The 14,558-nt window shown below is 59.1% G+C and carries 15 protein-coding genes; 12 read left to right on the top strand and 3 right to left on the bottom strand.

Annotated elements, in window-relative coordinates:
* Window positions 1–43 precede the first annotated feature (43 nt).
* From NKJ21_RS09390 to trpS, 12 genes are all read left to right on the top strand, one after another.
* Entirely contained in the window at window positions 44–844 is an 801-nt protein-coding gene (locus tag NKJ21_RS09390; RefSeq protein WP_012967139.1) for a hypothetical protein, read from the top strand.
* On the top strand, window positions 828–1,361 hold the full coding sequence (locus NKJ21_RS09385) for a PilN domain-containing protein (protein ID WP_012540413.1): 534 nt from the start codon (window positions 828–830) through the stop codon (window positions 1,359–1,361). The genes NKJ21_RS09390 and NKJ21_RS09385 overlap by 17 nt, the downstream gene beginning before the upstream one ends.
* Window positions 1,351–1,779, top strand: coding sequence for a hypothetical protein (locus NKJ21_RS09380; RefSeq protein WP_023323339.1), 429 nt, complete (start codon window positions 1,351–1,353; stop codon window positions 1,777–1,779). Before NKJ21_RS09385 ends, NKJ21_RS09380 begins: the two co-directional genes overlap by 11 nt.
* Window positions 1,769–2,149: a HofP DNA utilization family protein gene (locus NKJ21_RS09375; protein ID WP_080929128.1), complete on the top strand. Its 381-nt coding sequence runs from the start codon at window positions 1,769–1,771 to the stop codon at window positions 2,147–2,149. The genes NKJ21_RS09380 and NKJ21_RS09375 overlap by 11 nt, the downstream gene beginning before the upstream one ends.
* Window positions 2,085–3,326, top strand: coding sequence for a DNA uptake porin HofQ (gene hofQ, locus NKJ21_RS09370; protein WP_080929129.1), 1,242 nt, complete (start codon window positions 2,085–2,087; stop codon window positions 3,324–3,326). Before NKJ21_RS09375 ends, hofQ begins: the two co-directional genes overlap by 65 nt.
* 270 nt (window positions 3,327–3,596) lie before the next feature.
* The gene (aroK, locus tag NKJ21_RS09365; protein ID WP_002920267.1) at window positions 3,597–4,118 is read left to right on the top strand and encodes a shikimate kinase AroK; all 522 of its coding nucleotides are present in this window, start codon (window positions 3,597–3,599) and stop codon (window positions 4,116–4,118) included.
* A gap of 55 nt (window positions 4,119–4,173) precedes the next feature.
* Window positions 4,174–5,268 (top strand): 3-dehydroquinate synthase, encoded by a 1,095-nt coding sequence (aroB, locus tag NKJ21_RS09360; RefSeq protein WP_008807017.1) that lies wholly within the window; start codon window positions 4,174–4,176, stop codon window positions 5,266–5,268.
* A gap of 84 nt (window positions 5,269–5,352) precedes the next feature.
* A complete protein-coding gene (gene damX / locus NKJ21_RS09355; protein ID WP_032733878.1) occupies window positions 5,353–6,642 on the top strand; it encodes a cell division protein DamX in 1,290 nt (429 codons plus the stop codon).
* Window positions 6,643–6,720: 78 nt separating this feature from the next.
* Window positions 6,721–7,548, top strand: a complete 828-nt coding sequence (dam, locus tag NKJ21_RS09350; protein WP_008807019.1) for an adenine-specific DNA-methyltransferase — start codon at window positions 6,721–6,723, stop codon at window positions 7,546–7,548.
* A gap of 17 nt (window positions 7,549–7,565) precedes the next feature.
* Window positions 7,566–8,243, top strand: coding sequence for a ribulose-phosphate 3-epimerase (gene rpe / locus NKJ21_RS09345; protein ID WP_008807020.1), 678 nt, complete (start codon window positions 7,566–7,568; stop codon window positions 8,241–8,243).
* A complete protein-coding gene (gene gph / locus NKJ21_RS09340) occupies window positions 8,236–8,997 on the top strand; it encodes a phosphoglycolate phosphatase (protein ID WP_012540418.1) in 762 nt (253 codons plus the stop codon). The genes rpe and gph overlap by 8 nt, the downstream gene beginning before the upstream one ends.
* The gene (gene trpS / locus NKJ21_RS09335) at window positions 8,990–9,994 is read left to right on the top strand and encodes a tryptophan--tRNA ligase (RefSeq protein WP_008807022.1); all 1,005 of its coding nucleotides are present in this window, start codon (window positions 8,990–8,992) and stop codon (window positions 9,992–9,994) included. Before gph ends, trpS begins: the two co-directional genes overlap by 8 nt.
* Window positions 9,995–10,069: 75 nt before the next feature.
* Here trpS and cysG read toward each other — a convergent pair whose 3' ends face one another.
* The 3 genes from cysG to nirB form a co-directional block, all read right to left on the bottom strand.
* Window positions 10,070–11,443 carry a siroheme synthase CysG gene (gene cysG, locus NKJ21_RS09330; protein WP_012967144.1) on the bottom strand — a complete coding sequence of 458 codons (1,374 nt, stop codon included), beginning with the start codon at window positions 11,441–11,443 and terminating at the stop codon, window positions 10,070–10,072.
* Between the two features lie 152 nt (window positions 11,444–11,595).
* Window positions 11,596–11,922, bottom strand: a complete 327-nt coding sequence (nirD, locus tag NKJ21_RS09325) for a nitrite reductase small subunit NirD (protein WP_012540420.1) — start codon at window positions 11,920–11,922, stop codon at window positions 11,596–11,598.
* Window positions 11,919–14,462: a nitrite reductase large subunit NirB gene (nirB, locus tag NKJ21_RS09320; protein WP_008807025.1), complete on the bottom strand. Its 2,544-nt coding sequence runs from the start codon at window positions 14,460–14,462 to the stop codon at window positions 11,919–11,921. The genes nirD and nirB overlap by 4 nt, the downstream gene beginning before the upstream one ends.
* Window positions 14,463–14,558 lie beyond the last annotated feature (96 nt).

Genomic DNA, 14,558 nt, shown 5'->3' with positions numbered 1-14,558 from the left:
TTGATATAGCCGGACAGTTTTGCCGGATAAGGAGATCGTAAGCATGGCTTTCAGAAACTGGCGGATCGGGATGCATATCCAGCAGGATAGCATCGCCATTGTCGCGCTATTGCATGAACGCTCACACTGGGCGCTGCGCCGCTGGTGGCGTATTCCGCTGCCGCCAGGCCTGGTACGGCAGGGGATGGTGGTGGACGTCAGCGCCCTTGGCGCACAGCTTAGCGCCTGGCGGCGGGAGCTACCGGTGCAGCATCAGGTCAGTATCGCTTTCCCCGCCGTTCGCACGCTGCAAAAGCGCCTGCCTTATCCCCAGTTCGCCCTGCGGGATCGTGAACAGGCGACGTGGATAGCCAGCGCGATGACCCAGCAACTGGCGATGCCCGCCGCCTCCTTAAGCATTGATTATGCTCCCACCTCGCGGGATGACGGTTGGCAGGTCACGGCGGCGCAGCGGCTGGACATCAATGTCCTGCGGGCGCTGGCAGGACGGCTACGACTGCGGGTAGCGGCCATCGTGCCGGATGCCAGCGCGCTCGGCGCGTTTGTCCCCTTGCTGAACCCGCAGTCGCAGGGCCTCGCGTGGCGGGATGAAAATCACTGGCTATGGGCGACGCAGGAGGCCTGGGGTTGTGTCACCTGCGATGAGGTGAAGTCGTTAAGCCAGCTGGCGGAGCAGCTTCAGGTTCCTTTGCGTCTGTGCGCTGACGCTGGCGACGAGGCCAGCAACTTAGATGTCTGGCAGGTCATTCACCGCCGGCAGCCTCCTCTGCCGGTCGATGGCGATCGCTACGCTATCGCCCTTGGGCTGGCGCTGGGGAGTGAACACCATGACGCATGCCGTTAATCTTCTCCCCTGGCGCGACCTGCGGCGGCGCCAGCGCCTGCGCTTCATCCTGCTGATTGCTACCGGAATTATGCTGCTGGGATTGATGATCCTGCAGGTATGTCGCACGGTCCGTCTGCAGCATCTCGCCCTGGCGACACTCCACGCGACGGCCGACGCGCAGTTGCTCGCCTCGCTTAAACAGCGCGAGCTTCCAATGCGCGAGGCGTGGCAGCAGCACCAGCGTCATCGTCAACAGCAACGGCGTAGAGCGGCGATCGCCGCCTGGCAACCCAGGCTGCTGGCGCTGGCGGCAGATCTGCCCGCGCAGGCGTGGCTGACGCGGCTGGATTACCAGGGCGCGGTTCTGACCGTGAACGGCCTGGCTCTCAACCTTCAGGCGCTGGCCGGACTGGAGCGCATTCTGACCAATGTGGCGGGATTCGCGCCGGCAAAAGCGGGCGGAACGCAGCGCGACGCCGAGGGACGCTGGCAGTTCAGTTTTACCCTTGCAGAAGAGCGTGCCGATGTGGATTAGCAGCCGGCGCAGCCAGGCGGTGCTGCTGACCCTGTTCGCGATGGGGGGGCTGGGCTTCGGCGTTACGCTCTGGTGCGCTGACGGGCCGCCGCTGGCGGCAGTGTCCCGCGACCCCGTCCTGCAGATGCAATGGCGTCGGGTGATGGCATTGCGCATACCCGCCGGTGAAATCCCAGTGGAGGGCATCGACAAGCAGCCGTTTTCGCCGATAGCCATTCCGCTTGCCGGGGTGAAGCTTATCGCCTGGCGACCTCAGGGTAGCGGGGGCGAGATGGAGCTGACCCTGCCCTGGCAGACGCTGCCCGCGTTTTTTTCCTGGCTGGCGCGCTGCGGGATGAACCCGCGATCGTTCTCGCTGGAGCGTGAGGCGCAGGTGCTCCGCCTGCGTTTGCAACTGGAGGCGGAAGATGGGACGTAAACGCTGGGCTTTACTGTGGCTGCCGCTGTCGCTGCTGGCGGCCGAGCGCGATCCTTTTCAGCCGGTAGAGGATCCCTGCCGCACGGTGCAGTTATCACAATGGCGCTATGGCGGCGCGGCCGGGGATGGCGCAGGCTGGACGGGGTTTCTGCAGGACGGGAGCGGCAAATGGCGGCGGGTGCGCATGGATGATCAATTGCCCACGGGCTGGCGGGTGAGCCGGCTGACGACCGGTGAGCTGGAGATCGCCACGCCTGCGGGGTGTGAACCGCCAGCGTGGCGCTGGCAACGTGAAGGGAAACAATATGATGCGATGGATAAGCCTTCTGCTACTGCTGCTGCCGCTGGCGGCGGGCGCCGCCCGAAATGAAAAGACAATTTCGCTGGTGGTCGATGACGCGCCTGTGGCTCATGTGCTGCAAGCGCTGGCCGAAATGAACCACAAGAACCTTGTTGTGGCGCCGGACGTTAGCGGCACGCTCTCCCTGCGTCTGCAAACGGTCCCCTGGACCCAGGCGCTGCGGGCGGTGGCGGATAGCGCAGGCCTCTCTTTGCAACAGCAGGGGACGGTCATCTACGCGCATACCCAGGCCTGGCAAAAGGCGAATCAGGCGCAGCGTGAAGCGGAACAGGAGAAACGCCTGCAGAACCTGCCCCTGCAGGCCGAGAACGTGACCCTGCACTATGCCGATGCCGAGGAGCTGGCTAAAACGGGCGGTAAGTTGCTGAGCGCCAGGGGGCACCTGATGGCGGACAAACGGACCAACCGTCTGCTGATCCGCGATGATGCCCGGCATCTGCCGGCGTTGAAAGCCTGGGCGCAGGAGATGGATTTGCCCGTCGGACAGGTGGAGCTGGCCGCTCATATCGTGTCGATGAGCGAAACCAGCCTTCGCGAGCTGGGGGTGAAGTGGCGGCTGGCGGAGGCCGGAGGCTCACCGGGATCAGGACAAATCACCACCCTGAGCAGCGATATGTCGGTGAACGATGCCAGCACCCGTGCGGGGTTTAACATCGGCAAGATTAACGGTCGCTTACTCGAACTGGAACTTTCCGCGCTGGAGCGCAAGCAGCAGGTCGATATTATCGCCAGCCCTCGTTTGCTGGCCTCGCATATGCAGCCCGCCAGCATCAAGCAGGGGAGCGAGATCCCCTATCAGGTTTCCAGCGGTGAAAGCGGCGCCACGTCGGTGGAGTTTAAAGAGGCCGTGCTGGGCATGGAGGTGACGCCGACGGTGCTGCAGCAGGGGAGAGTGCGGCTGAAGCTGAGGATCAGCGAAAATACGCCGGGTCAGGTGCTGAAGCAGGATAATGGCGAGGCGCTGGCCATCGATAAACAAGAGATAGAGACCCTGGTGGAAGTTCGCAGCGGCGAGACGTTAGCGTTGGGCGGCATCTTTTCGCAGAAAAACAAAACCGCCCGTGACAGCGTCCCGCTGCTTGGCGATATCCCGGTGCTGGGGCGTCTGTTTCGTCGCGACGGGAAAGATAATGAACGCCGTGAACTGGTTGTCTTTATTACGCCACGGATTCTGGCGGTACGTTAAGCAGGTTTTTCATGCTAAACACGTTTCAGGTGTTTGACGTGAGGACGGATTTAGCATACAAGGGGTACCGATTTGAGAGTCGGGTACGACATCAATCCTCCCTTTATTGTCCGGCGATTTTATTCAGTTGCCAAACCAGCCGGAGTATTGAGATAATTTTTAGTCTGACTCTCGCTCTATTGCATATGAGGTTTCAGTTCATGCCCTGCGGCGCTGGGTGTCTGCGAAGCGGGTTTATCATTAACGAATAGTCTTAGTAGTACCGAAAAAATGGCAGAGAAACGCAATATCTTTCTGGTTGGGCCTATGGGTGCCGGCAAAAGCACTATTGGGCGTCAGTTAGCCCAACAGCTCAACATGGAATTTTACGATTCCGATCAAGAAATTGAGAAACGCACTGGCGCTGATGTGGGCTGGGTCTTCGATGTTGAAGGCGAAGAAGGCTTCCGCGACCGTGAAGAAAAAATTATCAATGAGTTGACGGAAAAACAGGGGATTGTGCTGGCGACTGGCGGCGGCTCTGTAAAATCCCGTGAAACGCGTAACCGTCTCTCCGCCCGCGGCGTGGTGGTCTACCTGGAAACGACAATCGAGAAGCAGTTGGCCCGTACGCAGCGCGATAAAAAGCGTCCTTTGCTACAAGTCGATGCGCCGCCTCGTGAAGTGCTGGAAGCGCTGGCTGACGAGCGTAACCCGCTGTATGAAGAGATCGCCGATGTGACTATCCGCACAGACGATCAGAGTGCGAAAGTCGTCGCGAACCAGATTATTCATATGCTGGAAAGCAATTGATTCTGGCTTAATAAAAGTGCGTCAGAGTAAAAGTCACTGAGGTGGACGTCGCGTTATGGAGAGGCTTACTGTTACCCTCGGGGAACGTAGTTACCCGATTACCATCGCGGCTGGTTTGTTTAACGATCCAGCTTCCTTCCTGCCACTCAAGTCGGGCGACCAGGCTATGCTGGTCACCAACGAAACGCTGGCGCCGCTTTATCTGGATACCGTCCGCTCTGTGCTGGAGCAGGCAGGGGTCAACGTTGACAGCGTGATCCTGCCCGATGGCGAGCAGTATAAAAGCCTGGCGGTGATGGATACTGTTTTTACCGCGCTGTTGCAAAAACCGCATGGCCGCGACACCACGCTGGTGGCGCTTGGCGGTGGCGTAATTGGTGATTTAACCGGTTTCGCCGCGGCAAGCTATCAGCGCGGGGTGCGTTTTATCCAGGTCCCTACCACTCTGCTGTCACAGGTCGATTCGTCGGTCGGCGGCAAAACCGCAGTGAACCATCCTCTCGGCAAAAATATGATTGGCGCCTTCTGGCAGCCGGTTTCGGTGGTGGTTGATCTTAACTGTCTGAAGACCCTCCCGGCGCGTGAACTCGCTTCCGGACTGGCTGAGGTCATCAAGTACGGTGTGATCCTCGACGGCGAATTCTTCAGCTGGCTGGAAAACAACATTGATGCGCTGCTGGCGCTGGATGAAAAAGCGATGGCGTACTGTATTCGCCGTTGCTGTGAGCTGAAAGCGGAAGTTGTGGCTGCCGACGAGCGTGAAACCGGGTTACGTGCTTTACTCAATCTTGGACATACCTTCGGCCATGCTATCGAGGCGGAAATGGGCTACGGTAACTGGCTGCACGGCGAAGCGGTGGCGGCAGGTATGGTGATGGCGGCGCATACGTCCGAACGGCTGGGGCAGTTCCGCGCGCAGGATACACAGCGCATTATCGATCTGCTCAAGCGTGCAGGCTTACCGGTACGCGGCCCGCAGGAGATGAGTGCGCAGGCGTATTTGCCCCATATGATGCGCGATAAAAAAGTACTGGCGGGCGACATGCGGCTGGTGCTCCCGCTCGCAATAGGAAGCAGCGAGCTGCGCGGCGGAGTGCCGCATGATGTGGTTCTTGGCGCGATTGCTGATACTCAGCAGGCGCAACAATAAGAAGGTCTGGCCGCGTTCGCGCGGCGTTATCATTTCGGGTGATGTGCAATAATCGTGAGCATAAGCCTTTTAGTGGGGTGTTAAATGGATGATTTCAAACCAGAAGACGATATGAAAGCCGATCGCAACGATCGTCGTGCTGGTCGTTCCCGTCAGTCTTCCGAGCGTGATGCCGATCCGCAGATCAATTTTGACGACGTCGATCTTGATGCCGATGAAGGCCGTCCGACGCGCGCCGGTAAGGCCCGTCGCGAGCGTGAAGAGGAAGAGTTCGAAGAAGAACTGGATGCGGAAGACGAGGAACTGCTCGAAGAGCAGCCTGTAGAGCGTCGTCCGCGCAAGCGTAAAAAAGCGCCGGCCAAACCTGCCTCCCGTCAGTACATCATGATGGGCGTGGGGATTCTGGTGCTGCTGCTGTTAATCGTGGGTATTGGTTCTGCGCTGAAATCGCCATCCTCGTCCAGCCAGCAGACCGCTTCCGGCGAGAAGAGCATTAATTTGTCTGACGATCAGTCCACCAGCACGCCTGCTACCGGTCAGGATCAGACTGCTGCGGCCAACACCACCCCACAGCAGGACGTAACGGTTCCGCCTATTGCCGCGAACCCGACGCAGGGCCAGGCAGTATCAGAGCCGCAGGGCCAGCAGCGTATTGAAGTTCAGGGCGATCTGAACAATGCGCTGACCCAGCAGCAGGGCCAGCTGGACGGCGCCGTGGCTAACTCGACGCTGCCAACTGAACCGGCAACCGTCGCGCCGATCCGTAATGGCGCCAATAGCACTGCGGCGCCGCGCCAGGCGACCGAGCGTCAGACGGCTGCAACGCCGCGTCCGGCAGAGCGTAAGCACACCGTTATCGAAGCGAAGCCGCAGACGAAGCCTCAGGCCGTGGCAAAAGCGCCGGTAGAAACGAAGCCGGTTCAGCCGAAGCATGTTGAAAGCGCGGCGACTACCGTCCCGGCGAAAACCACCGTAACCGAAAGCAAACCGGTGGCAACAGCGCAGAGCAAACCGGTAGCAACAGCGTCCACCACCACTGCCGCGCCAGCCGCAACGGCAGCGCCAGCCGCGAAGAGCGGTAAAACGGCAGGTGACGTGAGCTCAATGAAATCTGCGCCGTCGGGTAACTATACCCTGCAGCTCAGCAGCTCCTCTAACTACGACAACCTGAACAACTGGGCGAAGAAAGAGAAGCTGGATAGATATGTTGTCTATGAAACGTCGCGTAACGGCCAACCGTGGTACGTGCTGGTGAGCGGTATCTATGCTTCGAAAGAAGAAGCGAAACGCGCTGTCACCTCGCTGCCGGCGGACGTGCAGGCGAAAAATCCATGGGCAAAACCACTGCATCAGGTACAGGCTGACCTGAAATAATGCCGTGGGGTAGTCTTAAGCGCAGGATGCTGTCGGAGCTTTCTCCACAGCCGGAGAACGTGTAATTAGTTAGGCAGCATGAAAAAGAATCGCGCTTTTCTGAAGTGGGCAGGGGGGAAGTACCCCCTGCTTGACGATATTAAAAAGCATTTGCCGGAAGGCGAGTGCTTAATCGAGCCCTTTGTGGGCGCCGGGTCGGTATTTCTCAATACCGACTTTTCTCGTTATATCCTCGCGGATATCAACAGTGACTTAATTGGCCTGTACAACATCGTTAAATTGCGTACCGACGAATACGTCGCCGCTGCGCGTGAGATGTTTGTCCCGGAAAACAACGTCGCTGAGCGCTACTACCAGTATCGTGATGAATTCAACCAAAGCCAGGATCCGCTGCGTCGCGCGGTGCTGTTCCTGTATCTGAATCGCCACGGCTACAACGGCCTGTGTCGCTACAATCTGCGCGGCGAGTTTAATGTGCCGTTTGGCCGCTATAAAAAGCCCTATTTCCCCGAGGCAGAGCTCTATCATTTCGCCGAGAAAGCGCAAAACGCCGAGTTTTACTGCGAATCGTATGAAGAGTGCATGCAACGTGCAGATAGCCGCGCGGTGGTATATTGCGATCCACCCTATGCGCCGCTGACGGCGACGGCGAACTTTACCGCCTACCACACCAACAGCTTCAATCTGGAACAACAGGTACTGCTGGCGCAAAAGGCGGAATCGCTGATGAAAAAGCGGATCCCGGTGCTGATTTCCAACCACCGCACACCGTTGACGCAGGAATGGTATAAAAACGCGGCAGAAACACATATTGTGAAGGTTCGGCGCAGCATCAGCAGCAACGGTGGTACGCGTAAAAAGGTGGATGAGCTGTTAGCGCTCTACCGTCCGCCTAAGACCAAATAAATTTCAAGGAGATGCGGATGAAGCAGTATTTGATTGCCCCTTCGATTCTGTCAGCTGATTTTGCCCGTCTGGGTGAGGATACCGCGAAGGCGCTGGCGGCGGGTGCGGATGTCGTGCACTTCGACGTCATGGACAACCACTACGTGCCGAATCTGACGATTGGCCCGATGGTGCTGAAGTCGCTGCGCAATTACGGTATTACCGCGCCAATCGACGTCCACCTGATGGTAAAGCCGGTCGACCGCATCATTCCTGATTTTGCCGAAGCCGGCGCCAGCATCATCACCTTCCATCCTGAAGCCTCCGAACACGTCGATCGCAGCCTGCAGCTGATTAAAGAGCACGGCTGTAAAGCGGGCCTGGTGTTTAACCCGGCGACGTCCCTGAGCTACCTCGATTACGTGATGGATAAGCTGGACGTGATCCTGCTGATGTCGGTTAACCCGGGCTTTGGCGGCCAGTCCTTTATTCCCCAGACGCTGGATAAACTGCGTGAAGTACGCCAGCGCATCGATGCTTCTGGCTACGATATTCGCCTGGAAGTGGATGGCGGCGTGAAAGCCAGCAATATTGGCGAAATCGCCGCGGCGGGTGCGGATATGTTTGTTGCCGGTTCGGCGATCTTCGGTCAGCCGGACTACAAGAAAGTGATTGATCAAATGCGTAGTGAATTAGCGAAGGTGAGTCATGGATAAATTACAGGCGATCCGCGGCATCGCGTTTGATCTCGACGGCACGCTGGTGGACAGTGCGCCGGGTCTAACCTCGGCGGTTGATAACGCCCTCTACGCCCTGGAGTTGCCGGTGGCGGGAGAAGAACGCGTTGTCACCTGGATCGGCAACGGCGCCGATGTCCTGATGGAGCGGGCGCTGACCTGGGCTCGTCAGGAGCGTGCGACGTTACGGGCGGCGATGGGTAAGCCTTCCGTCGACGATCATGATATTCCGCAAGACGAACAGCTGCGCATTTTGCGTAAACTGTTTGACCGCTATTACGCCGAAACGGCGGAAGAGGGTAGCTTCCTGTTCCCGGCGGTGGCCGATACGCTCGGCGCGCTGCATGCCAAAGGCCTGCCGCTGGCACTGGTCACCAATAAGCCGACGCCGTTTGTCGCCCCGCTGCTGGACGCGCTCGATATCGCGAAATATTTTACCGTGGTGATTGGCGGCGATGACGTGCAGAATAAAAAGCCGCATCCGGAACCGCTGCTGCTGGTGGCGGAAAAGCTCTCTCTGGCTCCTGCCGAGCTGCTGTTCGTCGGCGATTCGCGCAATGATATTCAGGCGGCCAAAGCGGCAGGCTGCTGCTCTGTCGGCCTGACCTACGGTTATAACTATGGCGAACCGCTTGCGCTGAGCGAGCCGGACTATCTCTTCGACCAGTTTAATGAACTCTTACCCGCTCTCGGGTTACCGCACAGTGAAACTCAGGAATTGAAACATGACTAAGCCCATCGTTTTTAGTGGCGCACAGCCCTCAGGTGAACTGACCATTGGCAACTACATGGGTGCGCTGCGTCAGTGGGTAAACATGCAGGACGATTACCACTGCATCTATTGCATCGTGGACCAACACGCCATTACCGTGCGCCAGGATCCGCAGCAGCTGCGCAAGGCGACCCTGGATACCCTGGCGCTGTATCTGGCCTGCGGCATCGATCCGCAAAAAAGCACCATCTTCGTTCAGTCGCACGTGCCGGAACACGCCCAGTTAGGCTGGGCGCTGAACTGCTACACCTATTTCGGCGAACTGAGCCGCATGACCCAGTTTAAAGACAAGTCCGCACGCTACGCGGAAAACATCAACGCCGGTCTGTTTGATTACCCGGTACTGATGGCCGCTGACATTCTGCTGTATCAGACCAACCAGGTTCCGGTAGGGGAAGATCAGAAACAGCACCTGGAACTGAGCCGCGATATCGCCCAGCGTTTTAACGCCATCTATGGCGATGTCTTTAAAGTGCCTGAGCCGTTTATTCCGAAGTCCGGCGCACGCGTGATGTCGCTGCTGGAGCCGACCAGGAAGATGTCCAAGTCCGACGACAACCGCAACAACGTCATCGGCCTGCTGGAAGATCCGAAATCGGTGGTCAAGAAGATCAAACGCGCGGTGACCGACTCCGACGAGCCGCCGGTGGTACGCTACGACCTGAAAGAAAAAGCGGGTGTCTCCAACCTGCTGGATATCCTCTCCGCGGTCACCGGGAAAACCATTCCTGAGCTGGAGCAGCATTTTGAAGGCAAAATGTATGGCCACCTGAAAGGCGAAGTCGCTGAAGCGGTGTCGGGCATGCTGACTGAGCTGCAGGAGCGCTATCACCGTTTCCGTAACGACGAAGCGTTTCTCAACCAGGTAATGAAAGACGGCGCAGAGAAAGCCAGCGCGCGCGCTTCTCAGACCCTGAAAGCGGTATACGAAGCGATTGGTTTTGTCGCCAGGCCGTAAGCGACGCAACAGCTAAAAAGGCGGGATATTATCCCGCCTTTTTTATGTCTGTCGTCCACGCGGGGGAGGCGAAGATTAGTGGTTCGAGAACCAGTTCAGTTTATCCCGCAGGCCGACCACGCGGCCGACGATGATCAGCGCCGGACTAGCCATCTGCTGCGCCAGGATATCCAGTTGCCCTAAGGTGCCGCTGACCACTTTTTGCGACACGGCGGTGCCGTTCTCGACGATGGCGGCGGGCATATCTTCCGCCATGCCGTGAGCAATGAGCTTCTCGCGGATCGCCGGCGCCTGGTTCAGGCCCATGTAGAACACCAGGGTTTGCTTCTCCACTGCCAGGTTTGCCCAGTCCAGCTCGCCGCCGGTTTTCAGATGGCCGGTGACCAGGCGGACGCCCTGGGCGAAATCGCGGTGTGTTAACGGGATCCCCGAGTAGGCGGAGCAGCCGGAGGCGGCGGTGATGCCTGGAACAACGGAGAAGGGGATGCCCGCCTCACAGAGGGTTTCCAGCTCTTCCCCTCCGCGGCCAAAGATAAAGGGATCGCCGCCTTTCAGCCGGACCACGCGTTTTCCTTTTTGCGCTTCACGCAGCAGGATCTGGTTGATCTCCTCCTGCGGGACGCAGTGGTAGCCAGAACGTTTGCCGACGAACACCCGGTCGGCATCGCGACGCACCAGATTCATGATGTCGTCGGAAACCAGCCGGTCATAAACCACCACGTCGGCCTGCTGGATCTGCTGCAGGCCTTTGAGCGTGAGCAGCCCGGCGTCGCCGGGGCCGGCGCCAACCAGGACGACCTCGCCGCGATGCTCCAACGGCTCCGTCAGCAGCTGCTCGGTGGTATCCGCCACCGCCTGCCGATCGTCATTGGCCAGCGACTGCGCCAGCCGGTCGTTCACAAACAGCTTCTCCCAAAAGCGGCGGCGTTCGCCCACGCTGGCAAACTGCTGCTTAACGCGCGCGCGCAGATGGCCGGCATAGCGGGCCAGCTGGCCGAGATGCAGGGGTAAGACTGACTCCAGCTTCTCGCGCAGCAGGCGCGCCAGCACCGGCGATGTCCCGCCCGAAGAGACGGCGACCATCAGCGGCGAGCGGTCGATGATGGACGGCATAATAAAGCTGGCCTGGCGCGGGGCATCCACCACGTTACAGAAGATACGCCGCGCTTCGGCTGCATCGCTGACCTGCTGGTTCACCGTCTCATTATCGGTAGCGGCAATGGCCAGCCAGCAGGTGTCCAGCAGCGAGGGGATAAACTCCCCCTGCACCAGGGTTAGCATCTGTGAATCGGCCCACACCTGAAACTGCGGGGTGAAGTCGAGCGCATTGACCGTGACGTTTGCGCCAGCATCCAGTAGCAGACGGGCCTTGCGTTCGGCGACATCCCCGCCGCCAACCAGTAAACAATCCCGCTGGCGCAACTGGCAGAATATGGGTAAGTGATCCACAGAATAACCTCATGAAAATAAGGGGTAGAAAATGCGTGGTCGTAGAATAGCAGCAAAGGTAATACAAAACATGCGACTTATCCCGCACTCATGCGTTGTCGGTCAGAAGTGTTGCTTATGTCTCCCCCCGTAGCCGGGGGGAGGAAGAGGACTTACGCTTTAAGCTGCACCTGGCCGTCTTTCACCCGGGCGTCGAAGCGGGCGATGGAGTGGCTGGCATCTTCCATGCACAGGCCGTCGCTCAGGCGGAAGCGCTGCTTTTTCAGCGGGCTGGCAACCCATAGCGCGCCGTCATGTTCGGCGATAATCCCGCGAGACAGCACGCTGGCGTTGAAGAACGGGTCAATGTTGCTGATGGCGAATACCCTGTCGTCCTGGTAGGGACGGAAGACTGCCACCTGCTGCTGGCCGAGCAGCGCGCAGACGCCGGTGGCCGGCAGGATGTCGTCAATTTTGCAGATGTTTACCCACTGGCTCATACGTTTTCCTCCACCAGCGTGACCGGGATGCGCTCATAGGGCGTGGCCGGGCGGTGCTGGTCACGTTCCGGCACCACCTGTACGTTCGGGTCGCGCTGGTCGCTGTTGATAAAGTGTTTGAAGCGGGTCTGCGCCGCCGGGTTGTTGACGGTTTCGGTCCACTCGCAGGCGAAGGCGGCGCGCAGGCGAGCCAGCTCCTCTTCCAGATGGTCGTTCAGGCCCAGCTTGTCATCGATGATGACGCTGCGCAGATAGTCGATGCCGCCTTCCATGTTGTCCAGCCACGGCGCGGTGCGGGTCAGCTTATCGGCGGTGCGGATGTAGAACATCATAAAGCGGTCGAGATACTTAATCAGCGTCTCGCGATCAAGGTCCGCGGCCAGCAGATCGGCGTGGCGCGGCTTCATCCCGCCATTACCGCACACGTACAGGTTCCAGCCTTTCTCGGTGGCGATGATCCCCACGTCTTTGCCCTGGGCCTCCGCACATTCGCGGGTGCAGCCGGAGACGCCGAACTTCATTTTGTGCGGGGTGCGGATGCCTTTGTAGCGGTTTTCCAGTTCCACGCCGAAGCCGACGCTGTCGCCGACCCCGTAGCGGCACCAGGTGCTACCGACGCAGGTTTTCGCCATCCGCAGCGCTTTGGCGTAGGCGTGGCCGGTTTCGAAGCCCGCTTCAATCAGCTGACGCCAGATCTCCGGCAGGTCGTCTTTCTGCGCGCCAAACAGGCCGATGCGCTGGGAGCCGGTGATTTTGGTGTACAGATTGAATTCACGCGCGATACGGCCCACGGCGACCAGCCCTTCCGGCGTGATTTCGCCGCCAGCGGAGCGCGGGATCACCGAGTAGGTGCCATCTTTCTGAATGTTGGCAAGGAAGTTGTCGTTGGTGTCCTGCAGCGGCGTGTGCTGCGGTTTGAGGATGTACTCATTCCAGCAGGAGGCCAGCAGAGAGCCGACGGTCGGCTTACAGATCTCGCAGCCATAACCCTGACCGTGTTTTTCCAGCAGTTCGTCGAAGGTTTTAATGCCTTCCACGCGGATCAGGTGGAACAGCTCCTGGCGGGAGTAAGCGAAGTGTTCGCACAGGTTGTTGTTGACCTCGATGCCCTGTTTCGCCAGTTCGGCATTGAGCACCTGCGTCACCAGAGGGATACAACCCCCGCAGCCGGTTCCGGCTTTGGTTTCCGCTTTCAGCGCCGCGACGGTGTGGCAGCCTTTGTTGATGGCGGCGATCAGGTCGCCTTTACTGACGTCAAAGCAGGAGCAGATCTGCGCGCTGTCCGGCAGTTTATCGACGCCGATCGACGGCTTGCCGCTGCCGGCGTGGGCCGGAAGGATCAGCGAATCCGGATTTTCCGGCAGCTCGATAGCGTTGAGCACCAGTTGCAGCAGATTGCCATAGTCGCTGGTGTCACCGACCAGCACCGCGCCGAGCAGCGTTTTATTGTCGGCGCTGACGATCAGGCGCTTATAAACTTCTTTGCTTTCGTCGAGATAGACGTAGCTGCGGGCGCCCGGCGTACGGCCGTGGGCATCGCCGATCCCGCCCACGTCCACACCCAGCAGCTTCAGCTTGGCGCTGAGGTCGGCGCCGGTGAAGCTGTTTTCACTGCCGAGGAGATGGTCGACGGCCACCTGGGCCATTTTATAACCCGGGGCGACGAGGCCATACACGCGGTTGTTCCAGCTGGCGCATTCCCCGATGGCGTAGATGTCCGGGTCGGAGGTCTGGCAGCTATCGTTGACCATGATGCCGCCGCGCTGGGCGACCGCCAGCCCGCACTGGGTGGCCAGCTTATCGCGCGGGCGGATCCCGGTTGAGAAGACGATGAAATCGACCTGCAGCTCGCTACCGTCGGCGAAGTGCATGGTTTTACGCGCCTCGGTGCCCTGCTGGACGATCTCTTTGGTATTTTTACTGGTGTGAACTTTCACGCCCATGCTTTCAATTTTGCGCCGCAGCTGCTCGCCGCCCATCTGGTCGAGCTGCTCGGCCATCAGCATCGGCGCGAACTCGATCACGTGGGTTTCCACGCCGAGGTTTTTCAGGGCGCCTGCGGCTTCCAGGCCTAGCAGGCCACCGCCGACCACCGCGCCGCGTTTGCTGCGACGGGCGCAGGATTCAATCGCGTTAAGATCTTCGATGGTGCGATAAACGAAGCAATCCTGAGTTTCCGCGCCTTTAATCGGCGGGATCCAGGGGTATGAGCCGGTCGCCATAATCAGCTTGTCGTAGAACACGGTGCGCCCGGCGCTGGAGTGGATCACCTTCTCCTGGCGGTTGATGGTGATCGCCCGTTCGCCGACCAGCACCTTGACGCCGTGTTTCTCATAGAAACCTTCGCGCACCAGCGACAGCTCTTCTGCGGTATGGTGGGAGAAATAAGACGACAGGTGGACACGGTCGTAGGCGATACGCGGTTCTTCACAGAACACGGTAATGTCGAACTGTCCGGCAGGCGCCTTATCGAGAAGCTCTTCGATAAAGCGATGGCCAACCATGCCGTTACCGATGATAGCGATTCTGACTTTGCTCATTTTTGCCTCGATTTCTTTTCTATTACCGCCTACCTTAACGATTCAGCCATCAGGCTTATTGATGCAAATCAATGACAACTTCACCTACCACTTAAT

Origin of the sequence: Klebsiella sp. SWET4 (assembly GCF_024296565.1) — a bacterium.
GTDB lineage: Bacteria > Pseudomonadota > Gammaproteobacteria > Enterobacterales > Enterobacteriaceae > Klebsiella > Klebsiella variicola.
This window is presented reverse-complemented; position numbering and strand designations above follow the sequence as displayed.